Source organism: Geomesophilobacter sediminis (assembly GCF_016458275.1).
Taxonomy (GTDB): domain Bacteria; phylum Desulfobacterota; class Desulfuromonadia; order Geobacterales; family Geobacteraceae; genus Geomesophilobacter; species Geomesophilobacter sediminis.
In genome coordinates this window covers 126,308-151,925 of the sequence record NZ_JAEMHM010000009.1, presented here as the reverse complement: position 1 = coordinate 151,925, position 25,618 = coordinate 126,308, and the positions used below count along the sequence as shown (strand labels likewise).

Sequence of the window (25,618 nt, the reverse complement as noted above, 5' to 3'; positions counted from 1 at the left end):
CAGTGCCAGTCGAACCTTGACACCCCTTAATGTTTTGAGCTGCCGCCGGTGCGCCAAGGAAACCAGCTCCACTATCTTCCGCTCTTGCCGCATGGAGTGAGCCAACCGCAGGAGGGGAGTCCCTCCGCGGAGCGACGGGAGCATCCCGCTCCGCCGGGAACGGGGAGGATGGGGTTGATCATGAGTTTGGGAAAGAAATCAACGAAAGGAGGAGCAGAAGTCCCAGCAGTATGCAGTGCCAACTTGCCATCGAGTTGACCGTAAGACATGTGGTGCAATTGCAACTACCAAAAAGGAGAAGAAAACATGAAGCAGCTGACCTTAGCTCTCGCGGTAGCCGGCCTCGCCGCTACCGCCACGGTTGCCTTCGCGGGTCCCCAGGCCGCAACCGGTATCAACGGTTCCTGGCATGACCTCAACGCCGCCGCCGGCTATACCGGGGACTCCCTCGGCCGTACCTGCGTCTTTTGCCACACCCCGCACAACGCCCGTACCACCGATGCTCTCGTTCCGCTGTGGAACCATGCCGACAACGTGCTGAAAAACCTTGCTCCCTACAGCTGGGTCGCCCCGACCAACCAGAAGATCGCAATCAACAGCGACCCGCTGATCGGACCGAGCCGCCTCTGCATGGCTTGCCACGACGGTTCCACCGCCGTTGACTCCCACGGCTCCGCTGGTTCCTTCCCGGCCGGCAACACCAAGATGACTGCCTCTTACACCGACGCCCTCGGCGCAACCGCCAAGCGTTACATCACCGACCTCACCGTGACCCACCCGATCGGGTTCCAGTACGACGAAGCTGCCGCCAAGCGGAACAACATCGCCTCCGCAGGGCAGGCGGTCGCCGAGATCGTAGAAAGCAGCCACGGCTTCATCCTCGGGGACCTTCCGGACGCCGCGGTCTGGAACACCCAGAACCGTACCGGCAATTCCGCGGTTGCCGAAACCGGCAAGAAGATCAAGGACACCCTCTACGGCGGGTTCATGACCTGCGCGACCTGCCACGACGTTCACAACTCCGTCAACCAGGGACCGACCGCCGCCAGCGGCCACAGCTACAACTACTTCCTCTATGCCAAGGAAGAAGGTTCTGCTATCTGCCTCTCCTGCCACATCAAGTAGGACGCACCGGGAGAGCCCGCTTGCCGAGCGGAATGTGATTTCATCCTTTCGACTATCTAATCAAGGAGTTAGGGCATGTTCAAAAAAAGCTTAGCATCTGCCTTGCTGGTATGTACCGTCCCAGCAATGGCAAGTGGCGCGTGGTTTCTAACCACGAAAGTCACTAGTGTCGGCGGTACACTCCGATACGACTATCAAGGCGCGAGCGCCTTCCAGAGCTACAGCTCCGGGGCGAAAACCAAGAGCTTCGACGCCTACAATGCCGCCACCGTGAGCGTCGCCGCCGATACCCACAACACCATCAAGTCGGTCACCATCACCAAGGTGGACAAGGACGGCACCCAGACCGTCAACACCCAGACCGGCAGCAGCGTGAGCATCAACCCGGCCGATGGCGACAACTTCACCGTTTGGGCGAACTTCCAGGTCGATCCCGTGACCGCACGCGCCAGCGTGACCAACGGTTCGGTTTCCCCGAGCTCCATCGGGAACCTCTACTACGGCTACAAGGTCATGAGCGACCTGACCTTCAGCTTCACGCCGAAGGTCGGGTACACCATGGGGGCGATCAGCGGCGCTCCCACCGACTCGCTGGTGGTCGTCTCCAATGCCAGCAAAGCGGACCAGCGCGCCACGGTGACCTTCAAGAAAGGGTATGTCTTCACCGGCCCGGTCGCCCTTTCCGCCGCCGCGGCGGCTCCTGCCAACCGGCCGTCCCTGTCCACCGGCGCGCCGCAGAACGTTGCCGCCGGCAACAGCCAGGGGGTCAGCCTGACCGCGACCACCGCGAACGTCGGTGCCGTCACCTGGTACTACGTCTCCGGCCCGCAAAATGCCGTCGCTTACAATACGGTCGCCGGCAAGGTCATCGCAACGGTGACCCCCGCGCCTTCCGTGAGCGGGTTCACCGACCAGAACGACACCAACAACACCGGCGTTGCGGGTGGAAACATCCAGAAGGTGTTCACCGGCCCGACCGCTTCCTCGGTCACGGTGAGCTTCCCCGCCGGCGCCGCCGCCGGTCAGTACAAGTTCCTCGCCCGGGCAACCGGCACCGACAACAAGATCTATAACTCGATCGCGACCGTCAACGTCCTGGCTCACGCCTCGGATGTCGGCACCCAGTGCCAGAGCTGCCACACGGCGAACAATATCCGCACCGTAGCCGACACGAGCAGCCACGCGAGCTGCCAGGCCTGCCACTTCGTCGACGCCGGGCACCCCGGCGCGGTCAATGCCGGGTCCGTCAACGCGGCCAGCTTTACCGTCAACGTCGACAACGTCGCCAACGGCAACGGCACTGCCGCGGCGCAGGGGACCAATTTCTGCGCCTCGTGCCACAGCGCCGGCAACGCCGCTCAAGCGATTCCGACCCTGACGACGCACCAGAACAAGGTCTGCTCCGCCTGCCACGCCAGCGCCCACGAGACCCATGTCGTTTCCGCCACCTGCCAGGTGTGCCATGCCACGGTGAACGACCACACCGCGGCCACCATGGGAACCAAGGGGTGCACCGACTGCCATGACGGGCACAACCCGACCGTTGCCACCAAGCCGTTCGAGGTTGCGGCGGCGACCCACCCGCCGGTCGTCCTCTACACCTTCGAAGAGATCGGCATGCAGATGGCCGGCGGCCAGAAGGTCCCGGTCCAGGTGGACGCCTCCGGCAAGGGGATGCCCTACTCTCCGAAGCAGACCTGCGGCACCTCCGGCTGCCACGTGATCAACGGCGTGGATTACAGCTACGACAAGATCTCGGACCACGCCTTCCACTCCAACCAGGGCAGAAGCGAATACACCGATACGGCGAACGGCAAATTCGACGCCACCAAAAACAAACCATGGACGCAGTCAACAGCCATGGTTGGCAAGTGGTGAAGCCCCTCGCTTCGCCAGGTGGCGAACTTAATGAACCAGACCTCCGGTACCTCCTCCATTTCGGCCCTTGATTACGTCAACAACCTCACCAACTTCAAATCCGGCAGCAGCAACGTCGTCGTGCCGGGCACTACCAACAACACCGGCAGCCAGTACACCATGGTCGACCTTTCGGCCTGGGATCTTTCCACCACCTGCGGCAGCTGCCACCCCGGCGGCGGCTTCGTGGAGAAAGATCGAAACGGCAAGCGCTTCAGTATGATGAATCCGGCGCTGGACGGCCAAACCCCGTACACCATGACCGTGTTCGACAAGTACGACCAGAACACCGGCCTCCCCAACCACCAGGTGATCTCTTCCCCCTGGTCCTACCCGCTCTACATGAACGGCAGCGCGATCACCGCCCCGGGTGGCTGGGGTCAGGCGATGACCGTCACCATGCCCGACGGCAGCCCGATGCAGGTCCAAAACGGGCAGGTGATGATGCCTAACGTCAAGGAGTTCGACTGCCTGATGTGCCACCAGCAGGGGTACAGCAACCTGATGTCCTCCGTGATGGCTTACAGCGGCGCCCACAACGCGACCCCCTCCTTCGGCGCCGGCTTCATGAACATGTTCACCCAGGCCTACGACTTCTCCACCGGCATGCTGCAAAAGGACGCGAACGGGATCGTCTCGCTCTCCCCGACCTTCCTGAGCCAGATCATGTCGAAAAAGCCGGTGAGCCAGAACTGCCGCAACTGCCACATGCCGTCGGGTCTCAAGGACCTCCCGGACATGTTCCGCGACTTCCTCTCCAGCGCACCGATGGCCTACAACAGCAACTTCACCACGTCGTTCACCGGGCTTTCCATGCCCTCCTACGACTTCAACGCACCGTTTGGCTATACCTGGGATTGGCAGGAGAGCTCCATGCCGACCTCCCCGGTGGTGTTGATGACCCAGACCGGCCTGGCCATGGCCTCCGGTAAAAGCGCCCCGGCAGTTCCGGCCGGCTGGCCCGCCGCCATGGGGATGACCGAGTTCAACCAGTCGGTCGCCATGAGCACCCCGGGCTTCTTGGGCGGCGGCAACCCCTCCGGGTCCCTTACCCAGAGCGGCCCGATCTTCTACCAGGCCACCCTCCCCAACACGGGCGGGATGCAGGACCAAAACGCGCTCAAGAAAGGGGTGGTTCCCTTCCCGCGGGCCGAGTGGTTCAAGCGCGGCGACATGTGGGCCGAGGGGTACGACGTCCACCTGAACCTCGAGTGCTCCGGCTGCCACATGCAGACCAACACCACCAAGGTGGACCAGTTCGTCGATCCCACCGGGACCAACCCCAACACCACCTTCGACGGCAAGTCGCTGTGCGACCCGGGCAAAGGGTACGACAGCGCCGCCGGCGTCGAGGGTAACGCCACCAAGCGGGCCAGCGTCAACAGCCAGGACACCGTCAAGAAGTGCGACAACTGCCACGTGACCGGCAAGAACCAGCAGGGGATCGCCATCGACACCTTCGGCGCACCCAACCCGACCGCCGCGCACCAGGCCGCAGGCCTTCTGAAAAACGTCACCCAGGCAATCAAGACCACGACCGGTTCCAACGAAGTCGCCTTCGTCGGCAGCCACCTCGACGTCATCGACTGCACCGTCTGCCATCTCACCCGCGAGCAGATGGTGGTCCGCGAACTGGACGCCACCTCCGGCAACCGCTATCCCAACATGCTGGGCTTTGCGGCGGAGCGCGGCATGCTCGGCATGTTCTCGGATCCGGCGCCGGGGATGATCCCTGCCAACACCAACCTCAGAAAGTGGGACCCGCTCTACACCTGGCAGAAGGGCGGCACCTACTACAAGACCAAGGATGACGGCAGCGTGAACGCCGATTGGCGCCGCAAGGTCTACGCGGTCAACATCATCACCGCCGGCATCTGGAACAACGTCGATCCTACGGTCGATGCCAACGGCGACGGCGTCACCGGCGCTCCGCCGATGCACCACACCGGCGACTACCCCGGCGCCCTCACCGCCAACTACGATCCCTGGATCGCCCGCGACATGAAGGCCGGCATCAACTTCGGACCTTCCGGCTTCGCTCCGGTCCCGGTCGGCTTCGGCAACGGCCAGTACATGAGCGCGTACGCCCAGGACGGTACCTTCACCGGCGCCTGGTCCTACGTCGGGGTCTACGGCGGGAACATCCTCTTCTCCACTCCGGAGGAGATCACCAACTACAAGAACTACCGCAACGGGATCAAGGACCTGGTCGACGGCAAGAGCTGGAGCGGCACCCAGCTCGCCTTCATCGGCGGCCCCTACAAGGTGACCCACGGGATCCGTCCGGTGGCCACCTACGTCCTGGGCAAGAGCTGCACCGACTGCCACTCCGCAACGCCGAAGGCCCCGATCTTCTCCGGCGCCTTCGACATGCTCGGTACCGCCATCAAGGCAACCGCGGGGGCCAACTTCATGCAGTCCCCGGCCGAGCAGTGGACGGTGGTAGGTGCCAAGGACGACATCGAGACCGGAGCCGAGCTCTCCACCAAGGCGGGGGGCGCCCTCGAGATCAAGTTCGATCAGTTGGGCGACTGGAACCCGGCCACCAAGACCTTTACTCCCAACAGTAACGGTCTGTTCAAGAAGGTTCTGCCCCTGGAGCGCTCCGAGGCGATGTACCCGGTCGACGACGGTACCGTGCTCTTCAAGGACGTCACCGGGACCACGACCTTCGCCAACCGGGCCGCCTGGATCAATTACCTGACCGATCCGGTGGCCATCCAGAACAAGGCGAACGCCTTGCCGTAGCCCCAGACGGCCTTAGGGCCGGACGGGTAACTGGTACATCTGTTATGCAATCTGCCCGGTGGGGGATTTCCCCCACCGGGCATCGTTCCCTTTCCCGCGTTTGGGTTCTTCCGGGAATTCCGGGGGAGCCAGCATGTAGGTTAATGAAGCTGGAGCTTCGTGAGCAAAGAAAGTTGCCATCGCGTCCCCTCTCCTTCAAGGAGAGGGACAGGGTGAGGATGGGGAGCTTCTCGCGGACCAGAGCGGGGACGTCCCGGCCTTTTGGATAGAAGAAGGAAGGCACATGAAGAAGATTGCCAAGCATATTGCGGTAGCCCTGGGTTTCGCCGCCTTCATTGCGACGGGCGCTCCGGCTCATGCTTTCGACGGCATGGAAGTCGCCGGCATCGAGCAGAAGGCCCGGGAAGGAGATGCCGATGCCCAGTCGAAACTCGGGGTGATGTACGCCTCGGGGATCGGAATGAAGCAGGACAAGCAGGAAGCGCTCAAGTGGTACCGCAAATCGGCCGAGCAGGGAAATCCGCTCGGGGAGTGGAACCTCGCCTTCATGTACGTGAAAGGGGAGGGGGGGCTCAAAACCGACTACACCGAGGCGCGCCGGTTGTTCAAGAGGGCGGCCGAGGCCGGGCTTGCCAACGCCCAGTACGATCTGGGGATCATGCTCCTGGACGGACTGGGGGGAGAGTCGGACCGGGCCGAGGCGGAACGGTGGTTCCGCCGGGCGGCCGACCAGGGGAATCGGGAAGCCCGGAAGATACTCAAGGAGTTTCCCGGCAACTAACACCATCGTGGAGGAGTTTCCATGCAGTTTGCACGTTCGTTATCCAAAACACTCGCCGCTTTGAGCCTTTTGCCGCTGCTGGCGGCATGTACGCACTCGCTTCAAACGGCTGCGTCATCCGACGCCGAGCGCGTCGCCGCAGCCCTCAATTCCAAGGTCGTCGCCCGGGTGAACGGCCAGGAGATCACCGCCGCGGAACTCAACCGCGCCGAGAGGATCGTGATGGCCAACAAGCGCGGGCTGCAGATTCCGCCTACGCTGCAGAAAGAGTTCGAACAGCAGGTGCTGAACCAACTGGTGAGCTCCGAGCTCCTCTTCCAGGCCAGCCAGAAGTTGGAGTTCAAGGACTTGGACCAGCAGGCCGAGGCGAAGCTGTCCCAGATCAAGAAGGGATTCGCCAAACCGGAGGACTTTGCCGCGAGTCTGGACCAGATCGGCATGGACGAGCCGGCTTTCGTCAAATCGGTGCGCCGGGACCTGGCCATTGCCCGGCTGGTCAACAGCACCATTGCCGACAAGATCACGGTAAGCGAAGCGGAGATCAAGAAATTCTACGAAGAGAACCCGGCGACGTTCCGTACTCCGGAACAGGTGCGGGCGAGCCACATCCTGATCGGGATCGATCCCAAGGGTGGGATGGAAGCGAAGAAGGCCGCGCACCTGAAGGCGGAGCAGATCCGTGCCGAGCTCGTGAAGGGGGCCGACTTCGCCACCTTAGCCAAGGAAAAGTCGACCTGCTCCAGCAGCAAGCAGGGGGGGGATCTGGGCTTTTTCGGGAAGGGGAGGATGGATCCGGGCTTCGAGAAGGTGGCGTTTGCCCTGAAGCCGGGGGAATTGAGCGAGGTGGTGGAGACTCGCTTCGGCTACCACGTGATCAAGCTCGTGGAACGGAAGCCGTCGGAGACGATACCGTTTGCCGCGGCGCGGCAGAAGATCGAGGATTACCTCAAGGGGCAGAAGACGACCTCCGCCGTGGAGGCCTTTGTTGGGACCGCACGCGGCAAAGCGAAGATCGAGCTGCTGTAGGAGCTAGGGGCTAGGTAGGGGCCAGGGGGGAACCTCCGGCCACCTTGTCCTGGCGGCGGGGCGTGCTCGGCCAGTCCGGATCAGTCCGATCAGTCCGATCAGTCCGGCGCGGGCGGCGCGGCCGTCACTGCGCCCGGCGCAGCACCCGCTTGTCGCCGGTCCTGATGGTGAGCCGCTCCTGGTCGAAGTACTCCAAAAGCGGAATCATGAACTTGCGTGAGATTCCGGTCAGCTCCTTGAAGTCGGGGGGGAAGATCTCGCCATGCTCCTTGAGATGCGCGGTGAGCTTCGCCCGGATCCCGGCGACCGCCCCCGCGGCGTAGTACATGTCGCTTTTCACCTTCACCGCCTTTCCTTCCCGGCAAAGGAGGTGCAGGTGCTCTAAGAGCTGCTTTTCCGTGAGGCAGAGGGCCTCGCCCAGCTGCTTCACGGAAGGGGGCTCCAGGGCAGAGCGCACCAGCTCCTGCTCGAGCTCCTGCTGCAACGCCGCCTGGTCCCGGGTCACCTCGATCCGGCGTCCCGGGAGCCGGACCAGTTCGCGGTCCGAAAGGGCGCGCCCCTCCTTCTCCAGGCTCGCCAGCAACGGACCGAAGAAGCGGGGGTCGCTCCGCTTCGGTATCCGCGACTTGAGCTCCTCCTTGCCGATCCCCTCCTGCATCGGATTCTCCCTGAGGTACCCGTGGAGCTCGTCGACGAGCCTTTGCTTCAGAGCGGTAAAGGCCGTCTTTCCCAGGAAGACGCGCGGCTCCTTTACCGGCTGGAGAAGCGCACCCGAGGAGAGAAGCGTCGCCAAAAGGGCATCGATCCGCTTGGCCGACAGCCCGGTGCGGTTCACCAGTTCCTGCAGCGAAATCCCGGAAAGAAGCGACGACTCCACCAGCAGCCGGATCTGCTCCAGCTCCTCGCCGTTCTCCACGGCGCTCAAAAGGCTCAGTGCATCTTCGCAGCGCCGCCGGCGGCGGGGGGGAGAGGGGTCGAGCACCGTCCCACCCCCGAGCGTTCTTTGGGGAGAGTAGTCGCGCACCACGAAGGGATCCCCCGGCAGCAGGAGCACCGGGCGCTCCAGGCGGAGCTGGAGATAGCAATCCTCGCCGGGGGGCAGTTCAGTCCGGTCGAAGAGGACCACCTCGGCGGGGACCTCGTAGGTGGCGGAATGGAAGCGGAGCGTGGCGCGATGCCTGAGTTCCTTGGGGGCGGACGCGAGGAAGCTGAAGCGGACGTCGACGGCGCGGGTGGTCCGGTAGAGCCCGCGGGGGACCACCACGTCACCCGGCGCTACCTCGGTGTGCTCCACCCCCTGCAGGTTGACCGCGAGCCTTTCCCCCGCCCCCCCGGTGGCCACCTTGGCGCCGAAGGACTGCACCCCCCGCACCCGGCAGGTGATCCCCGCCGGGAGGATCTCCACTTCGTCGCCGACGTTGACGGAGCCGGACAAGAGGGTGCCGGTCACCACGGTGCCGAAGCCGGTCACGGTGAAGACCCGGTCCACCGGGAGCCGGAAGGGCGCATCCTCGCGCTTTTGGGAGGTTTCCTGCGCGAGCTGCGCCAGGACCCCTTTGAGCTTCTCGATGCCGGTGCCGGTCCGGGAAGAAACCTGCACCATCGGCGCCTCCGCCAGAAAGCTGTCGGCCAGATACTCCCGCACCTCCTCGCTCACCAGGTCGAGCCAGTCCGGCTCCACCATGTCGCACTTGGTGAGTACCACCACCCCCTTTTTCACCCCCAGCAGTTGGCAGATCTCCAGGTGCTCCCGGGTCTGGGGCATGACCCCCTCGTCGGCCGCGATAACCAGAAGGACGAGGTCCATCCCCCCCACCCCGGCCACCATGGTGCGCACGAAGCGCTCGTGGCCCGGGACGTCGACGATCCCGAAGCGGAGGTCGCCGGGAAGTTCCAGGTGGGCGAAGCCGAGCTCGATGGTGATCCCCCGCTCCTTCTCCTCCTTGAGCCGGTCGGTGTCGGTTCCGGTGAGGGCCTTGACCAGCGAGGTCTTGCCGTGATCGATGTGGCCGGCGGTGCCGATAATGAGGTGCTTCATCGGGTGCTCCTAGGGGTGAGGTAGGACGAGTCAGGCCCAGCGAGCTTTGGGCGCCTTGGCGTCAGGCTCATCCTTTTCGGATTCTTCCTTGCCGGGGTCGGAAAGGCCGAACTTCTTCATCCGGTAGCGCAGCGTGTCGCGGCTGGTCTTGAGGAAGCGGGCGGCGCGGGTCTGGTTGCCGCCGGACTTGCGCAGGGCGAGCTGGATCAGGAGCTTTTCCAGCTCCTCCAGCGAGATGCCGGTGGGGGGGAGGTAGATGTGCTCTCCCGAAAAGGGGATCCCGACCGGTTCGGTTTCCTTCCCGGAGGGGGCGGGGGCCAGGGGGAGCGCAGCCTGCCGGATTTCGGGGCTGAGGAATTCGGCGGTGAGGATCTTCTCCGGTTCGAGCATCATGAGCCGCTCGATGTTGTTGCGCAGCTCGCGGACGTTGCCGGGCCAGTCGTAACTCAAAAGGTGCTGCATGGTTTCCGGCGAGGCGCCCCGGATGTTCCGGCCGTACTCCTCGTTCAAGGTCTCGATGAAGTACTGCACCAGCGCCTCGATGTCCTCCTTGCGCTCGCGCAGCGGGGGGAGGCAGATGTTCATCACGTTGAGCCGGAAGAAGAGGTCGCCGCGGAACTTGCCGTCGCGCACCATGCCGGGCAGGTTCTGGTGGGTCGCGGTGATCACCCGGACGTTCGCCGCGACGTCCTCCTCGCCCCCGAGGCGCCGGAAGCGCTTGGTCTCGATCACCTTGAGGATCTTCGCCTGCATGGCAAAGGGCATGTCCCCGATCTCGTCCAAAAAGACCGAGCCGCCGTCCGCCATCTCGAAGACCCCCTTGTGCCTTTTCGAGGCATCGGTGTAGGCCCCCTTTTCGTGGCCGAAGAGCTCGTTTTCCAGGAGGTTTTCCGGGATGGCGGCGCAGTTCACCTCGATGAAGGGGGCGTCGGCACGGGCGCTGTGGTAGTGGATCGCCTTGGCGACGAGCTCCTTGCCGGTGCCGCTCTCCCCGGTGATCAGCACCGTCTTGGCGTCGGCGTCGGCGCAGACCTTGATCATCTTGAAGACCTCGATCATCTTCGGGCTGTTGCCGACCAGTTTGTCCTCTTCGGACTTGCGCCGCAGTTCGCCCCGGAAGAACTCCACTTCCTTCTTCAGGCGCCTTTTCTCGAAGGCCTTGTTCACCACGTGCTTTACCGCGTCCACGTTGAAGGGCTTGCCGAAGAAGTCTTCGGCGCCGCTTTGCAGCGCCTGCACTGCGGAGTCGGCGTTGGAGTAGGCGGTGATCATGATGACGTAGAGGTCGTCGTTGCCGGCCTTGAACCGCTTCAACAGGTCGAGCCCGTTCGAGTCGGGAAGACAGATGTCGAGCATCACCAGTTCCGGCTTGAAGACCTCGAACTTCTGCACCGCCTCACTACCGGAACCCGCGGTCTCGACCTCATACCCTTCCTTCTTGAGCATGGCGGCGAGAGACCAGGAGATCAGCTTTTCATCGTCAACGACCAGGACTCGGTTCTTGTTCATCGGACAACCTTCCGTGCAACTTAGGTGGTGCTGCCGGTGCAGCGTTGCGTGGTGCGGCGGACGGCGCGGATCGCAGGCGCGGCGGGAGGGGGGCGGAAGCCGTATTCGACCGTGGCATTATATATATAAAGCAATATTTAAGTCTAGTTAATTTCCGCATTACCCGGACGAGTCCCCGGGGAGGATTTCACGCAGGGGGGGCGGCGGGGGGCTCGCCCCGAAAACCGGGTGGGGGATTTCACCCGATTGGGTGATATGCCCCACTTCCGGTCCCCGAAAAGCCGGCAACCCTGGGTCGCAGGTTAGCCGGGGCAAATGTCGCAGCAGAGGGGAGGTAACTCGGTGATTTGCCCCAACTGGTGCGATCGGCACCGGGAGGAGCCGTCCGGCTCCGTTCAATGCTTCGCGCCCCGGGGACTTCGGAAAACCCTTCTGATTCCAGGCGGCTGGCGTGTCGTGTCCGCGCCAGCCCTGCCGACGGCTACTTTGCCCGCTGGGAACTGGTCGCCCCAGCGCAACCAGTTCCCGTTGACGTCAAAGCATGATGCGTGCCGCCGATCTCAGTGTGCATATATATCGTTTTTATCGATAATACTCCTCCGACGCCATCCCCCGTTGCTGGCAGGATCTGTGCATGACGCCAAACACTACGGGCAGTGGAAAAGAACGGATCGTCAGCCGGATCATCCCGCAAACAAAAGACCGTTCAGTTACCCCCTTTGCGAAGGGGGGGGCAGGGGGGATTTGAATTCGGTGCCCCTCGGGATCAGGTTGCCACAGCGCTAAATCCCCCTTCGCAAAGGGGGACTATCGAGCTTTGCCACTACGCCAGCGGTACCTTTGTCTGGGGGAAAAAAGTAAAGAGCGGGAGCCGCGATGCAAAACACCATAGCGAAGGCCCAGGTGGCCGGAATCGAAACGATAGGCGACGTTGCGGGAGAGCTCGAAGAGAACCGGGAGCGTCTGGCGGCCGTCTTCGCCACTGCCCAGGTGGGGATCTTCATCGTCGACGCGGAGACGCATGTCATCGTCGACGCGAACCCGAAGGCACTGGAATTGATCGGCCATCCCCGGGAGCGGGTGGTCGGTGAACTCTGCCGCAGGTTCGTCTGCCCGGACGACCCGGAGCCGTGCCCCATCATCGACCTGGGACAGACCCTGGACAACGCCGAGCGCAAGCTCCTCAACGCCCGGGGCGAATGCGTCCCCATCGTGAAGACCGTGGCGCGGGCGACTCTTCGGGGGCGGCTGCACCTGGTGGAGAGCTTCGTCGACATCTCGAGGCTCAAGTCGGTGGAGAAATCGCTGCGCGAAAGCCAGGAGCAGTACCGCGATCTGTTGGAAAACGCGAACGACCTGATCCAGAGCGTGGCCCCCGACGGGCGTTATCTCTACGTCAACCGGGCCTGGAAGGAGACCCTCGGGTACTCCGACGCGGAAGTGGTCAAGCTCAAGGTCTTCGACGTGATCAGCGAGGGGTGCCGCAACCGGTGCAGCCTGATGTTCCAGCGCATCCTCTCCGGAGAAAACATCCCGCGCGTCGAGGTGCAGTTCGTGGCCAAGGACGGACGGATCGTCGACCTCGAGGGGAGCATCAACTGTTGCGTCGTGGACGGGGAGCCGCAGGTGACCCGGGGGATCTTCCGGGACATCACCGAGCGCAAGACCATGGAGCGGGAGCTGCAGCAAAGCGAGGAACGCTACCGCAAGCTGGTGGAAAACGCCCCCGAGGCGATCCTGGTGCAAAGCGAAGGAACGTACCGCTACGCCAATACCCAGGCGCTCAAGCTGTTCCGGGCCGGCACCCCGGAGGATCTGATCGGGGTCGAGGTCCTATCGCTGATCCATCCCGATTACCGGGAGCAGGTGGCCCAGCGGATCCGGACCGTGCTGGAAACCAGCTGCGCGTCGCCGCTTCTGGAACAGAAAATCCTCTGCTGCGACGGCACCGTCCTCGACGTCGAGGCGAGCGGAACCAGCATCACCTTCCACGGCAAACCGGCCACGCAGGTCATCATCCGGGACATCACCGAGCGCAAGCGGGTCGAAGCGGAGCGGCGCGAGTGGAACCTGAAGCTTGAGAAGAAGGTGGAGGAGAAGACGCGGCACCTGAAAGAGGCGCAGGCGAAGCTGATCCAGTCCGAGAAGATGACCACCCTGGCCGAGGTCATCGCCGGAGCCTCGCACGAGCTGAACAACCCGATCGCCGGCATCCTCGGCGCGATCCAGATGCTGCGGGGCTCCGCCCTGGCGCAGCCGATCGTCCCGTCGCTCATGGAGGAGGTCGACGTCCTGGAGAGCATGGAGAGCGCGGCCCGGCGCTGCCAGAAGGTGGTGGAGGATTTGAGCCGCTTCACCACCCAGACCCGGTGCAACTTCACTCCCACCGACGTGAACCAGGTGCTCAAGGACACCCTGGAGATCATGGGGGAGCAGTACCGCGAGATGGGGGTCCAGGTGCAGTGGAAGATCGAACCGGAGCTCCCCCCGGTCGAGGCGGATTTCGTGAAGCTTTTGGAGGTGTTCGTGAACCTCTTGCAAAACGCCAAAAACGCCCTTGCGGAAGGGGGCGAGATCGAGATCGCCACCCGGAAGCTGAAGAAATATGCCGACATCCCCCGGATCGCGATCGAGATCCGGGACAACGGCTGCGGCATCCCCGCCCACAACCTGGGCAAGATCTTCGACCCCTTCTTCACCACCAAGCCGGCCGGGAAGGGGCCCGGGCTCGGGCTCACCGTGAGCTACGGCATCATCAAGCGGCACCACGGGGAAATCGACGTGCGCAGCACGGTGGGGAAGGGGACCCGGGTGACGGTCACCCTGCCGGTGCGCCAGCCCGTTTCCGTGAATCAGTAGCCGGTGAACGGTAGTCCGGGTCTCCTGAGGCGGGGGTGAAGTCCCCCTTTGCCAAAGGGGAGATCAAACGTAGGCGGTCATTTCGAAAAGGGCCACGGCAATCACGCCGTGGCCCTTTTGCATTGCCGCGGAGCCTCCCCTAGGCGGTCAGCATCGCCTTCACCTTTTCGCTGAGCTGCTGCATCCCCAGGGGTTTCTGGATGAACTGCGCCCCCTCCTCGGAGATCCCGCGCTGGGCCAGGATGTCGGAGGTGTAGCCGGACATGAACAGGACCCGGATCCCGGGGCGCAGCTCCCGGATCCGGTCCACCATCTCCTTGCCGTTCATCGCCGGCATCACCACGTCGGTCAGCACCAGGTCGATCGGCCGCTCCTCCTGCTGCACCAGGGTGATCGCCACCTGCGGCGACTGGGCCTGGATTACCGTGTAGCCGATCTGTTCGAGCATCTGGGCCGCCATCTGCAGCAGGGCCTCCTCGTCCTCGACCAAAAGGATGGTGCCGGTTCCGGAGACCGGGGCCGGCTGCGGCACCTCTTCCCGCGGCGCGGCCTCGTCGACAAGCCGGGGGAAGTAGATCCGGAAGACGGTGCCGCGGCCGATCTCGCTGTAGCAGTTGATGAACCCGCCGTTTTGGGTCACGGCACCGTACACCGTGGCCAGACCGAGGCCGGTGCCATGGCCGGTCGCCTTGGTGGTGAAAAAGGGTTCGAAGATATGCTCCCGGGTCTCCCGGTCCATGCCGCAGCCGGTATCGCTCACGATCAGCTGCACGTACTCGCCGGGCCGGGCGTCGAGGTGCTGCTGGCTGTAACCTTCGTTGATGGCGACGTTGCCGGTTTCGATGGTGAGGGACCCGCCGTTGGGCATGGCATCCCGGGCGTTCACCGAGAGGTTCATCAGCACCTGGTCGACCTGCGACGGGTCGATCAGAACCGGCCAGAGGTCGTGCCCCGGCTTGAAGGTCAGCTTTACGTCCTCGCCGATCAGCCGCCCCAGGTTCTTCTCCGAATCCTTGATCAAAGAGTTGATGTCGGTGCGTTTCGGGGCAATCGCCTGTTTGCGGGAAAATGCCAGGAGTTGTCGGGTGATCTGGCTGGAGCGTTCCGCCGCCTTGGTGATCTGGTCCAGGTTTTCCCAGACCGGATCGGTGGGCGACACCTTGAGCTTGGCGATTTCGGCGCTGCCGGCGATGACCGTCAGCATGTTGTTGAAATCGTGCGCCACCCCGCCGGCCAGCCGCCCGATCGACTCCATCTTCTGCGACTGGTGCAGCTGTGCCTCGAGGTTTTTCCTTTCGGTGATGTCGGTGTTGGTCCCGCTGACCGTGAGCGGCTGCCCGTTTTCGTCACGCTCCACGACGTTGCCCCGACCCATGATCCAGAGCCAGGCGCCGGATTTGTGGCGCATCCGGAACTCGGCGTGGTAGCCGGTCCCGTCCGGCGTGGCGAGCGTGGCCGCAAGTTTTTCCACGGCGACGTCGAGGTCGTCGGGCTGGCAAAGGGACTTCCAGGTATCAAACTTCATGGGGAGCTCGCCCGGGTCGTAGCCGAGCATCTGGTACCAACGGGGGCTGTAGTAGGTTTCGCCGGTCCGGACGTTCCACTCCCAGATGGCATCGGCGGTGGCGGAAAAGGCGAGCGAAAGCCGCCGCTCGCTGGAGCGCAGCGCCTCCTCCGACCGCCTGAGCTCGGTGATGTCCTCGTTGGCGCCGACGTAGCCGACCACCTCCCCTTGGGCGGAGCGGACCGGAACTCCGTGGGACAGGATGTAGCGGAGCTCTCCCCCGGGCGTGACGAACCGGAACTCGCTGGCGAAGGCGGATCGGCGCTCGACGCAGCCACCCCACTCGGTAAGCACCCGTTCCCGGTCCTCCGGGTGCAAGGCCTTCGCCCATCCGGTACCGAGCGCCTCCTCGCGCGGGAGACCGGCCATCTCGCACCACTTGTCGTTCAGGTAGAGGGCCCGGCCCGCCGCGTCGGTCTCGTAGATCCCGATCGGGGAGGACTCGCTCAGCTTGCGAAACCGCTCTTCGCTCGCCTGCAGGTCAGCGTCGGCCTGACGGCGCGAGGTGCGCAGGCGCAGCGTTGTGATGCCGAAGGCGAGATCGCCGGCGAGCTCCTCCAAAAGGCGCACCTCTTCCGGGTTGAAGGAGTTGGGCTCGGGGGAATAGATGACCAGGACGCCGAAAACCTGCTGTTCCTCACCCTTGAGCGGCAGGGAAACCGAAGCCCGAAAGCCTCGCTGCAGCGCATCTTCCCGCCAAGGGCCCACCCGCGGATCGGAGATGAAATCCTGGACGCATACGCTTTCTCCGGTGCGGATTGCCGTGCCGGTCGGCCCGAGGCCGCGTCCGCTTTCGCCCCAGGTGATCGCGGCGGTGGCGAGATAGCCGTTTCCCCCGCCTCCCGAGGCCACCGGGCGAACCGAGCGCGACTCGTCGTGTTCCGCATAACCGACCCAGGCCATCCGGTACCCGGCCTCGGCGCAGATGATGCGGCAGACCTCGTCGAGCAGGGTCTGTTCGTCCTGGGCCCGCACCAGGACCTGGTTGCAGTCGCTGATCGCGCGCAGCTCCCGGTTCAAGCGCCGCAGCGCATCTTCGGAGCGGGTCAGCTCCTCGAGTCGGCCGGCCAACTCCTCCTTGGCCCCTCGGAGCCTGCGGTTGGTGAACAAAAGCTGCAGGGCGAGCAGGAGGATGACCAGCGCGGCGGCGCCGATCCCGGCGAGCCACCAGGGAAAGCGCGTCCAGATGTCGGCCAGGGTGAAGGAGGGGACCACGTCGTAGGGTGGCTGGCGCAGCTCCCGCAGCAGCCGTTCTACCGGCTCGTAATCGGCGGGGGGGGTGAACCCGTAGATACCGGCGGCGCGCATCCTGGGGAGACCGTGCTCCATCCCGAGCAGGATCGCCGCGACTTTGGCGGCGAGTCGGTCGTCCACGTGGGGCAGGGCGATGAAGGCCCACTCGGGGTAAAGGCGCGTGGAGCACAGATACGGGTACCCGATGAGCTCCTGGCGGTTGAGGACCTTCAGCCGCTTCGGATCGACTTTTCCTTCCCGGGCCATCTGCTCGATGATGCCGGTGCGGACAAAGCCGACCTCCGCGCGTCGGTCCAATACCGCCTGGATCACGCGATCATGCGGTGTCCCGGTGTCCAGCAGCAGTTCACGGGGCGGCGGCTGAAGCCCGGCATGCCGGAGCTCCAAAAGCTGCATCTGGTACCCGCCAAAGGCGGAGGTCCGGCTGTTGACGCAGGCAATCTTCTTGCCGCTGATGTCGGCGAGGCTCTTGATGTCGGTTCGATCAGCGCGGGTGAAGATGACCCCGCCGAAGGATCTTAGCCGCTGGTCTCCCGCTACGGTGATCACCGAGGCAAGTAGCCCGGCAAAACCGAACCGCTCCCGGAAGAAGATGTATTGCGACGGGTTGGTGAGTACGAAATCGAGTTCGTGACGCTGGAGGGCGGTGATCATCTCCTGATGGTCCAATAGGGTCAAACGCACCGCGTATCCCGGGAGTTTTTCGGTGAGGAGGTCGGCCAGCGGCTGCCAGGGTTGCTGTAATCCGGATTTCTCGCGGATGGCGAGCACGCCAAGGGTGAGTTCGTTTGCCGGAGCGGCGCTAGCTTCAGCGATACCTGCCAGCACGAGAAACAGCAGTGCGGCGGCGGTCGACCGGATACGGATCATGGCCACACCTCTTCCGATGGCAGAAAAGCGCTGCTGGCAAGCTGCTGCAGCGGGTCCACAACTTTGAGCAGCCCCGCGGCCAGCATCACCTTCATCATCGACCGTGCCGAGGCCGCCAACAGCGGTTCCTTGCCCGATAGGTACAGGCGGTTCGCCTGCAGACCGGGGAGTTCCAGCCCCTTGAAGCTGGCGAGGAGCTCTTCGGCTGGGAGCTTCAGGTGGCCTGCCATGCGGTAGGCGGCGTCCTGGGGATTGTGCTTCAAGTGGGACTGGGCACGGAAATATCCGACGAGGAGGTGCTTTATTGCGGCGGCTTGGGAGTGCAGCAGGTTACTGCGGACCGCGAGCACGTCCACGATGGCTCCGGGAAGACGGCGGCTGTCGAAAATCCGGTGCATTCCCGCATTCTCAAGCAGGGTGGCTGTAGGTTCGTAGGTAATGACGGCGTCGAACTCGTGGCGTTGCCAAGCGTCCCGATGCGTGTCGCCTGGGCAGGAGATGACGCGAAGCTGCTCCCGGCGCAAACCGGATTGCTGGAGCAGCATCGCCAGGACGTAGGCCCCGAGCGCACCTTCCTCCACCGCGACCCGCCGGCCCGCCAGGTCCTTCAGCTCCCCAATGCCGGGCCCTGCCAGTACCGCGTCTGCCCCGGCCGAGACGTCGAATACCGTAACCGCGGTAAGGGGAATCCCGTAGCCTCTGCCACGGAGCATTTCATCCAGGGTCAGGCAGGCGGCGTCCGCCCGTCCTTCCTTCAACTCCTCAAGCGACATGGTCGCCGAAGCAGTCTCGAGAAATACGACGTCGGCTCGGGACAACCACCCTTCCCGCTGGGCGAGGAAGAGCGGTTCGTAGCCGGGCCAAAGATGAGCGGCGACGCGCAAGGGGGAACGTCGGCTACAGCCGGCAAAGAGCGGCAAAAGGAGGAGGGTGCCGAGCCCGGTAAGGAAGTTGCGGCGGCTACAGCAGGTTGAGGGTCCGTTCCCCGACATGGCGCCTCCTGGGAAGGCAGCAGCTCACGGTGTTTCTCTCTTTCATTCAGGAAGCGTGCATTTCCCGCAGGGTGACATCAGTGAGGCATGGATACATTCATATCATAGCGTCAGGACCGGGGAAGGATTGTTGGTCAGAGACGATCCTCTTCATTATCTCAGAGGGTTTGAAAATTACAATCTGCCGATGGTTGTGCCTTGGTTTCAAGAAGGCAGGTGCTCAGAGTTTAGATGTGGAGCAGGCATAGAATCTTTAAATTAAAAAATACAAACAAGCAGTAGCGTTTTGGTCAATCTAATAAAAAGAAGTTGTCCTACCATCCTTGCCAAGCAGAAGCCGCAAACGGTTAAATCCTGATTGTTTCCTTAAGGTAACGTTCCGGCTTACGTAAACGTTACCATTCCATTACTTTTGGCGGCTTCGCGACGCATGGAATCGGCCAGGATCGTACCTATAGAGAACTCAAATTATAGGTTTTTTATAATTTAAAAATAACAAGAAAATTGAGCGGTTATATTTAAAGCTTCTGTTGCTGGTCGCCGATAACCGTACCAGAACTGTAGAGGCAGAGGGCTGCACAATAACTTGGTACGGGGAGGGATATGGTGCAATGGTTTAAGAATTTGAGAATCAGCGGGAAGATTCTGACGGTGGTCCTGGTCGTTCTCGCGCTCACCGCGTTTCTGGGGGGATTTTCCATCTGGCAACTGGCCCGGGTGAACAACTCGACCGTCGACATCGCCACCAATTGGCTGCCGAGCGTGAAGACCCTGGGGCGGCTCGAGGCGCTGGTGAACGAGTACCGGCGGTTCGAGTTCCAGCACGTCCTCTCCACCAACAGTGCCGACCTGGGCAAGTGGGAAAAGAAGATGGAGGGGCAGATCGACATCGTGAAGCAGACCACCGCCGAGTACGAAAAGATGGTCACCTCCCCGGAGGAGAAGAAGCTCTCCGAACAGTTCGCCGCCAGTTGGGCCGCCTATCTCGAGGTGGCGAAGAAGCAGCATGCCCTGAGCAACGAGGGGAAGCACCAGGAGGCGCTGGTACTTTTGCGCGGCGATTCGAGCAAGGCCTTCGGCGAGGTCATCGATGTGCTGCACAAGGACATCGTCCTGAACGAGAAGGGGGCCGAGGGGGCCTACCAGCACGCCATCGCCACCTATAAGAGTTCCCGTTTGATGATCGGAGCGGTGATCCTGGTGGCCATCCTTTCCGGCACCTTCCTGGCGGTGCTGGTTGCCCGCCTGATCAGCACCGCTCTCGCCCAGGGAGTGGCGGTGGCGGACCAGCTCGCCCGGGGCGACCTGTCGGCCCGGATCGAGGAGAGCTCCAAGGACGAGACCGGGCGGCTTCTCGCGTCGATGCGGGTGATGGCGGAAAGCATCAAGGCGCTGGTTGCCGACAGCACCGTCCTCTCCCACGCGGCGGTGGCCGGAAAGCTCGCCACCCGGGCCGATGCCGGGAAACACCAGGGGGCCTACCGGGAGGTGATCGAGGGGGTCAACGGGACCCTCGACGCGGTGATCGGACCGCTCAACGTCGCGGCCCGCTACGTGCAGCAGATCTCCCGGGGGCAGATGCCGCCACTGATCACCGAGACCTATCCCGGAGATTTCAACGAGATCAAGGACAACCTGAACATGTTGATCCGCTCCACCAACGACATCACCTGCGCCGCCACCAAGGTCGCCCAGGGGGATCTGACGGTGCAGCTGAAAGTCCGCTCCGACGAGGACGACCTGATGCGGTCGCTCTCCAGCATGGTGGAGAAGCTTTCCGAGGTGGTGCAGGAGGTGAAGAGCGCGGCCGACAACGTCGCGGCGGGAAGCCAGCAGATGTCGTCGGGGGCCGAAGAACTCTCCCAGGGAGCGACCGAGCAGGCGGCATCGGCCGAGGAAGCTTCCTCGGCGATGGAAGAGATGTCGGCCAACATCCGGCAGAACGCGGACAACGCCATCCAGACCGAAAAGATCGCGGTACAGGCCGCGACCGACGCCCAGGAAGGGGGCAAGGCGGTCGCCCAGACCGTGCATGCGATGAAGGAGATCGCCGGCAAGATCTCGATCATCGAGGAGATTGCCCGCCAGACCAACCTGCTCGCCCTCAATGCCGCCATCGAGGCGGCGCGGGCCGGGGAGCACGGCAAGGGGTTTGCGGTGGTGGCGAGCGAGGTGAGAAAGCTGGCCGAGCGCTCCCAGAAGGCGGCCGGTGAGATCTCCGAGCTCTCCTCTTCGAGCGTCGAGGTGGCCGAGCAGGCGGGCGAGATGCTCACCCGGATGCTCCCGGACATCCAGCGGACCGCGGAGCTGGTGCAGGAGATTGCGGCGGCGAGCCGCGAGCAGGATACCGGTGCCGAGCAGATCAACAAGGCGATCCAGCAGCTCGACCAGGTGATCCAGCACAACGCCTCGTCTGCCGAGGAGATGTCCTCGACCGCCGAGGAGCTCGCTTCCCAGTCCGAACAGCTCCAGGCGACCATCGGCTTCTTCAGTGTCGGTGAGGAGACCCGGCGGGTGCGACCCGAACCGCGGCGCGCCCTGGCCGCGCCCAAGAAGAGTTCGGCGGCGAAGCAGGCCGCGCCCCAACCGCAGGCAGCAGCCCAGCCGCTTTTGGGCACCCCCATCGACCTGGGGGGGGACGAGGCCTTCGAAAGGTTCTGATGCCGGAAACCTAGCAGGCAGCAGGCCACACACAAAAGGGGCCACCGCACACAGCGGTGGCCCCTTTTTGCGCCGAGGTAGGTCGCAATGTATGAGAGCGGTTAGTGCTCTCCCGAGGCCGGGTTTCCCCTCACAACGTCACCGGTCGCGCCGGCGGTACTTGATGCCGAGCTTGTCCAGGCGCCAGCGCAGGGTGTTCGGGTTCATGTCCAAAAGCTCGGCTGCGCCGCCCGGTCCGTAGATCTTCCCCTTGCTCAATTCCAGCACCCGGCCCAGGTGGGCGGCGATGGCGTCGTCGAGCCTCAGCGGGAGCTCGGACGCCGGCCCGCGCTCGGCGGCCGACACCGCCTGCGCCCCGGCACCGGCCAGCACTGCGTCGAAGGTAAGCGCACCGCCGCGATGGCGGATCAGCTCGCGCTCCACGAGATTCTCCAGTTCGCGCACGTTGCCGGGCCAGTTGTAATCCATCAGGCGCAGCAGGGCCCCGGGCGCGACCGACGGCGGGTTGCCCACCCCGAGCTCGCGGCTTTTCGCGGTGATGAAGTGGCGCACCAGGGCCGGCACGTCCTCCTTGCGCTGCCGCACCGGCGGCACCATGATCGGAAATCCGTTCAGCCGGAACCAGAGGTCCTCCCGAAAGTTGCCGTCCGCGATCATGTTCTGCAGGTTGCGGTGCGTGGCGGCGATCACCCGTATGTTCACCGGTATCGGTCGCTTGCCCCCCACCCGTTCCACCTCGCGGTTTTGCAGCACCCGCAACAGCCGTACCTGGGCGGGGAGCGGGAGTTCCCCGATCTCGTCCAGGAAGATGGTTCCCCCCTCGGCGCGCTCGAAGCGCCCCCTCCGCTCGGTGAGTGCGCCGGTAAAGGCTCCCCGCTCGTGGCCGAAAAGCTCGCTGTCGATGAGGTTCTCCGGGATCGCCCCGCAGTTCACCTTGATGAAGGGGCCGTCCTTGCGCGGCGACGAGAAGTGGATCGCGTTGGCGATCAGCTCTTTCCCGGTCCCCGTCTCGCCCAAAAGGAGCACCGTGTTGTTGAGCGGCGCCACCTGCTGCACCGCCTCCATGACGTTGCGCAGCCCCGTGCTCCCGCCGATGATCTCGTCCACCGACTGCCCGTAGAGCTCACGGTTCAAAAAGCGGTTGTCGTCGAGCAGGATGTCGCGGTAGCGGAGCACCTCCTCGTGCGCCAGCGCGTTCGCCAAGGCGATGGCAAAAGGTTGCGCGACCCTCCCCAGCAGTTCTGCCTGCTCCGCGGTGTATCTCCCTTCCCCCCAGGCCCGCAGCGTCAGCGCGCCGAGCTTCTCGCCATTGATGACCAAGGGGACGATGAGATCGGTGTTCCCCTCCAGTTTGAAGCGTGGCCCCATGGTGCGGACCAGGAAATCGTCGTCTCCGGCGGTCATGATAAACGGGGCCGAGTAATCCCGGCTGTTGATCTCGTCCAGCACCGATTCCGGAAGCGGCACGATCTCATCCGGGGCGGCGATCTCGTCGGGCCCGACGTAGGCGATCCGGCGCACCGCATTGAGGCGGAGGTCGAGAATGCTGAGGAAAAGCTCGTCGAGCGGAAAATGCAGCCGCAGGTAATCAAAAGTGCTGCGCAGCGCTTCCTTAATCTGCAGGCTGCTGCAGATCCTGAAGGTAATCTCCTTGAGGAATTCTTCCTGTTTAAAGTCCATTTTCCTGCCCACCCCTGGCGCCACGCTCGCTGCGCGATGCCCTCAGTAGTTTTCTTGATGCAATGATCCCCGTGAAAGAAGTTGCCCCAGGCAATTGTCTGCCAACCCTGTGGGAGTGCCATTCCTGGCGCGATCCGCCGAAGGCGGCGACAACGGTTGCGGTTAATCACACGAGGAAAGGGACTCCCGCACGACAAGTGAACCGCAATATACCATGATTATTTCAGCAAATCACGGAATATGAGGGTCCTAACCGCAGCATTTTGTGGAATGGTCTGGTCCACCGAGGTAACTACCTGAAAAGACATGATGTTAGCAGCTGGCATGTTCCTAGCTAATTAGTATGCATCGGTGCCTATGCTAAGGAGAAACATCATGGCCAACGTTCTTTACGTCACCTGCAACCTCTCGCCGCAGGGACGCTCCCGTACCCTTTCGCTGGGGTACCAGTTCCTCGAAGAGTACCTGCGCTGGAACCCGCGCGACGAGGTCCGCATCCTGGACCTTTACCGCGACAACATCCAGCGCTTCGACCAGGACGTCTACAGCGCGCTCAAGAAGATCGTGCGCGGCGAAGGCTGCAGCATCCTCACCGACGACGAACGCCGCAAGATGAGCCGCATCTGGCAGCTCGCGGACCAGTTCGGCGGCTGCGACAAGTACATCTTCGTCACCCACAGCCTGAACCTCTGGCTCCCCGCCGAGTTCAAGGTCTACGTCGATACGATCTGCGTCCCGAACCGGACCTACCGGCTGACGCCGTACGGAGCCGAAGGCATGCTCCCGGGGGAGTGGAAGAAATCGCTGCACCTTCATGCCGCCCCCTTCAGCTACGGCAAGGAGGCGGACCAGAGCATCGGCTACCTCCGGTCCCTGCTCAACTTCTTCGGGGTGACCGACCAGGAGTCGGTGCTTCTGGAGGGAGACGATATGGATGGGGGCGACGACGAGAATTACCAGGCGGCCCGACGCCGGCTGATGGACCTGGCGCTCAGGTTCTGACCGTGGAAACGGCAATGAGCATACTCGTCGGCATGACGGTCCTGGTTTGGAGCGCGGTGGTCCTGGTGGCCCTCGTGCAGCGGAAGAAAAACGAGCACGAGGCCGGGGTGGGCCGGACGCGGGACCGGGAGAAGTAGTTGGTTTTTCCTCCCTGAAGAGGGGGAAGCAATGACAAGGAAACGGGAGCACTAATGTTGAAGCAGATCGTAAGTTTGAGCATCGCCCTGGTAGTTGGGCTGGCAACCGCCGCGGGAGCGGAGACGCTCACCCTGCAGCAGAGCCTGGAGAGCGCGGCACGCCGCAACCAGACCTTGAAAACCTACGCCTACCAGAGCCGGATCGCCGCCGAGGACGAGAAGGTCGCGGCGAGCGGTTACCTGCCCCGCATCGATCTTAACGGTGGCTACACCGCCCAGCTGGAACCGCAGTCGATGTCGGTCGGCGGATTTACCGCGCCGACCCAGCAGGCCGACTACGCCTTCTTCTCCGCGGGGATCGATCAGACCCTCTACGATTTCGGCCGGACCGCATCCCGCGTCGACCGGGCCCGTGCCGGGACCGAGGCGGCCCGCCAGGAGTACCGGGCCCGTGAACAGGAGGTCTTCCTGAGGGTGGTCCAGGCCTACTACGGCATCCTGGAAACGGAGCAGCTCCTTGCCGCCGCCGACGAGGAGGTGCGCCAGATGGGGGGGCATCTCACCGACGCACAGAGCAAATACCAGCAGGGGGTAGTCACCCGAAACGACGTCCTGCAGGCCGAGGTCAAGCTCGCCAACAGCAAGCAGCGCCGCCTGGAGATCGCCCGCCAGCTCGACAACACCTGGCTGCTCCTCAACAACCTGACCGGACGCGAGCCGGTCCAGCGTGCCCAATTGCAGGATCTGCCGCCTGCCGAACCGGAGGTAAACGACGCCACGGCGGCCGCCCGCCTTGGCGAGCGACCGGAATTGAAGGCGGCGCGGGCCTCGGTAGCCGCAAGCGAGGCGGCGGTCACCGAGCAAAAGGCGAACTTCCGCCCCGAGTTCTACCTGCGGGCGGGACTCGATTACACCCAGAACCGTTACGTCGAGGAACCCGCCATCCTCGCTGCCACCGTCGGAGTCCGCTTCAACGTCTTCGACGGCAAGGCCAAGGAGGCGCGGCTGCGCCAGGCGGTCCAGGCCCGCTCGCAGCAGGAGGAGAACCTGCGCGACGTCGAGCAATCGGCGCGGCTGGAATACCAGACGGCGGTGCACGACGCCCAGGTGGCCCGGCAGCGGATCGCGACCACGGAAAAGGCGGTGGGGCAGGCCGAGGAAAACCTGCGCCTGAACCGGACCCGCTACGAGGAGCAGATGGGGACATCGACCGACGTGGTCGACGCCCAGACCCTGCTCACCCAGGCCCGGACCGACTACTTCCAGGCGCTCTTCGACCGGCAGGTCGCTCAGGCGAGGATCAAAAAGGCGCTCGGCATCCTGTGAAAATGGAACTATCCCAACAGATGACAGTGATCCCGGCGTCCCCTCCCCTTCAAGGGGGTTGCGCGCGGAAGCGCAAGCTCGCAACACAGCGTGATGATGGGGATCCTCAGGACCAACCTTAAAGGCAAA

General features: G+C 63.6%; 15 protein-coding genes. 10 read left to right on the top strand and 5 right to left on the bottom strand.

The features are described 5' to 3' along the window. Positions 1-306: 306 nt before the first annotated feature. The 5 genes from JFN93_RS12265 to JFN93_RS12245 all read left to right on the top strand — a co-directional run bounded on the left by JFN93_RS12265 (position 307) and on the right by JFN93_RS12245 (position 7,597). A complete protein-coding gene (locus JFN93_RS12265) occupies positions 307-1,125 on the top strand; it encodes a cytochrome c3 family protein (protein WP_199384375.1) in 819 nt (272 codons plus the stop codon). A gap of 75 nt (positions 1,126-1,200) precedes the next feature. Next, complete coding sequence (locus JFN93_RS12260) at positions 1,201-3,003, top strand: hypothetical protein (RefSeq protein WP_199384374.1); 1,803 nt, start codon at positions 1,201-1,203, stop codon at positions 3,001-3,003. Between the two features lie 30 nt (positions 3,004-3,033). Beyond that, the gene (locus JFN93_RS12255; protein WP_199384373.1) at positions 3,034-5,790 is read left to right on the top strand and encodes a cytochrome C; all 2,757 of its coding nucleotides are present in this window, start codon (positions 3,034-3,036) and stop codon (positions 5,788-5,790) included. A 283-nt stretch (positions 5,791-6,073) separates the two neighbouring features. Then, positions 6,074-6,571, top strand: a complete 498-nt coding sequence (locus JFN93_RS12250) for a tetratricopeptide repeat protein (RefSeq protein ID WP_199384372.1) — start codon at positions 6,074-6,076, stop codon at positions 6,569-6,571. Positions 6,572-6,592: 21 nt separating this feature from the next. Then, positions 6,593-7,597 carry a peptidylprolyl isomerase gene (locus tag JFN93_RS12245; protein WP_199384371.1) on the top strand — a complete coding sequence of 335 codons (1,005 nt, stop codon included), beginning with the start codon at positions 6,593-6,595 and terminating at the stop codon, positions 7,595-7,597. Positions 7,598-7,721: 124 nt separating this feature from the next. On the opposite strand, the gene selB is transcribed toward JFN93_RS12245, so the two are convergent. After that, on the bottom strand, positions 7,722-9,635 hold the full coding sequence (gene selB / locus JFN93_RS12240; protein WP_199384370.1) for a selenocysteine-specific translation elongation factor: 1,914 nt from the start codon (positions 9,633-9,635) through the stop codon (positions 7,722-7,724). Positions 9,636-9,665: 30 nt separating this feature from the next. Then, a complete protein-coding gene (locus JFN93_RS12235) occupies positions 9,666-11,144 on the bottom strand; it encodes a sigma-54-dependent transcriptional regulator (RefSeq protein ID WP_199384369.1) in 1,479 nt (492 codons plus the stop codon). Between the two features lie 876 nt (positions 11,145-12,020). On the opposite strand from JFN93_RS12235, the gene JFN93_RS12230 reads away from it, so the two are divergent. After that, positions 12,021-14,003 carry a PAS domain S-box protein gene (locus JFN93_RS12230; RefSeq protein ID WP_199384368.1) on the top strand — a complete coding sequence of 661 codons (1,983 nt, stop codon included), beginning with the start codon at positions 12,021-12,023 and terminating at the stop codon, positions 14,001-14,003. A 139-nt stretch (positions 14,004-14,142) separates the two neighbouring features. Here the strand turns inward: JFN93_RS12230 and JFN93_RS12225 are convergent, their stop codons facing one another. Continuing rightward, positions 14,143-17,691 (bottom strand): PAS domain-containing protein, encoded by a 3,549-nt coding sequence (locus JFN93_RS12225; protein ID WP_199384367.1) that lies wholly within the window; start codon positions 17,689-17,691, stop codon positions 14,143-14,145. Next, positions 17,688-18,683: an ABC transporter substrate-binding protein gene (locus JFN93_RS12220; RefSeq protein WP_199384366.1), complete on the bottom strand. Its 996-nt coding sequence runs from the start codon at positions 18,681-18,683 to the stop codon at positions 17,688-17,690. Before JFN93_RS12220 ends, JFN93_RS12225 begins: the two co-directional genes overlap by 4 nt. Positions 18,684-19,286: 603 nt before the next feature. Between JFN93_RS12220 and JFN93_RS12215 the strand changes: the two genes are divergently transcribed. Then, entirely contained in the window at positions 19,287-21,344 is a 2,058-nt protein-coding gene (locus JFN93_RS12215; protein ID WP_199384365.1) for a HAMP domain-containing methyl-accepting chemotaxis protein, read from the top strand. 138 nt (positions 21,345-21,482) lie between these two features. Here the strand turns inward: JFN93_RS12215 and JFN93_RS12210 are convergent, their stop codons facing one another. Continuing rightward, complete coding sequence (locus JFN93_RS12210) at positions 21,483-23,024, bottom strand: sigma 54-interacting transcriptional regulator (RefSeq protein ID WP_199384364.1); 1,542 nt, start codon at positions 23,022-23,024, stop codon at positions 21,483-21,485. Between the two features lie 375 nt (positions 23,025-23,399). Between JFN93_RS12210 and JFN93_RS12205 the strand changes: the two genes are divergently transcribed. Genes JFN93_RS12205 through JFN93_RS12200 form a run of 3 tightly spaced genes read left to right on the top strand, consistent with a single transcriptional unit; the run spans position 23,400 to position 25,489 of the window. Continuing rightward, complete coding sequence (locus JFN93_RS12205; protein ID WP_199384363.1) at positions 23,400-24,026, top strand: NAD(P)H-dependent oxidoreductase; 627 nt, start codon at positions 23,400-23,402, stop codon at positions 24,024-24,026. A gap of 14 nt (positions 24,027-24,040) precedes the next feature. Continuing rightward, on the top strand, positions 24,041-24,163 hold the full coding sequence (locus JFN93_RS25790) for a hypothetical protein (RefSeq protein ID WP_268898816.1): 123 nt from the start codon (positions 24,041-24,043) through the stop codon (positions 24,161-24,163). 54 nt (positions 24,164-24,217) lie between these two features. Continuing rightward, positions 24,218-25,489 carry a TolC family protein gene (locus tag JFN93_RS12200; protein ID WP_199384362.1) on the top strand — a complete coding sequence of 424 codons (1,272 nt, stop codon included), beginning with the start codon at positions 24,218-24,220 and terminating at the stop codon, positions 25,487-25,489. The last annotated feature ends 129 nt before the right edge of the window (positions 25,490-25,618 follow it).

Coding starts and splice junctions, on each gene's coding strand:
- JFN93_RS12210 (WP_199384364.1), bottom strand. CDS start 23,024: ATGGACTTTAAACAGGAAGAATTCCTCAAGGAGATTACCTTCAGGATC.
- JFN93_RS12250 (WP_199384372.1), top strand. CDS start 6,074: ATGAAGAAGATTGCCAAGCATATTGCGGTAGCCCTGGGTTTCGCCGCC.
- JFN93_RS12205 (WP_199384363.1), top strand. CDS start 23,400: ATGGCCAACGTTCTTTACGTCACCTGCAACCTCTCGCCGCAGGGACGC.
- JFN93_RS12245 (WP_199384371.1), top strand. CDS start 6,593: ATGCAGTTTGCACGTTCGTTATCCAAAACACTCGCCGCTTTGAGCCTT.
- JFN93_RS12265 (WP_199384375.1), top strand. CDS start 307: ATGAAGCAGCTGACCTTAGCTCTCGCGGTAGCCGGCCTCGCCGCTACC.
- JFN93_RS12200 (WP_199384362.1), top strand. CDS start 24,218: ATGTTGAAGCAGATCGTAAGTTTGAGCATCGCCCTGGTAGTTGGGCTG.
- JFN93_RS12225 (WP_199384367.1), bottom strand. CDS start 17,691: ATGATCCGTATCCGGTCGACCGCCGCCGCACTGCTGTTTCTCGTGCTG.
- selB (WP_199384370.1), bottom strand. CDS start 9,635: ATGAAGCACCTCATTATCGGCACCGCCGGCCACATCGATCACGGCAAG.
- JFN93_RS12220 (WP_199384366.1), bottom strand. CDS start 18,683: ATGTCGGGGAACGGACCCTCAACCTGCTGTAGCCGCCGCAACTTCCTT.
- JFN93_RS12260 (WP_199384374.1), top strand. CDS start 1,201: ATGTTCAAAAAAAGCTTAGCATCTGCCTTGCTGGTATGTACCGTCCCA.
- JFN93_RS12230 (WP_199384368.1), top strand. CDS start 12,021: ATGCAAAACACCATAGCGAAGGCCCAGGTGGCCGGAATCGAAACGATA.
- JFN93_RS12235 (WP_199384369.1), bottom strand. CDS start 11,144: ATGAACAAGAACCGAGTCCTGGTCGTTGACGATGAAAAGCTGATCTCC.
- JFN93_RS12215 (WP_199384365.1), top strand. CDS start 19,287: ATGGTGCAATGGTTTAAGAATTTGAGAATCAGCGGGAAGATTCTGACG.
- JFN93_RS25790 (WP_268898816.1), top strand. CDS start 24,041: ATGAGCATACTCGTCGGCATGACGGTCCTGGTTTGGAGCGCGGTGGTC.
- JFN93_RS12255 (WP_199384373.1), top strand. CDS start 3,034: ATGAACCAGACCTCCGGTACCTCCTCCATTTCGGCCCTTGATTACGTC.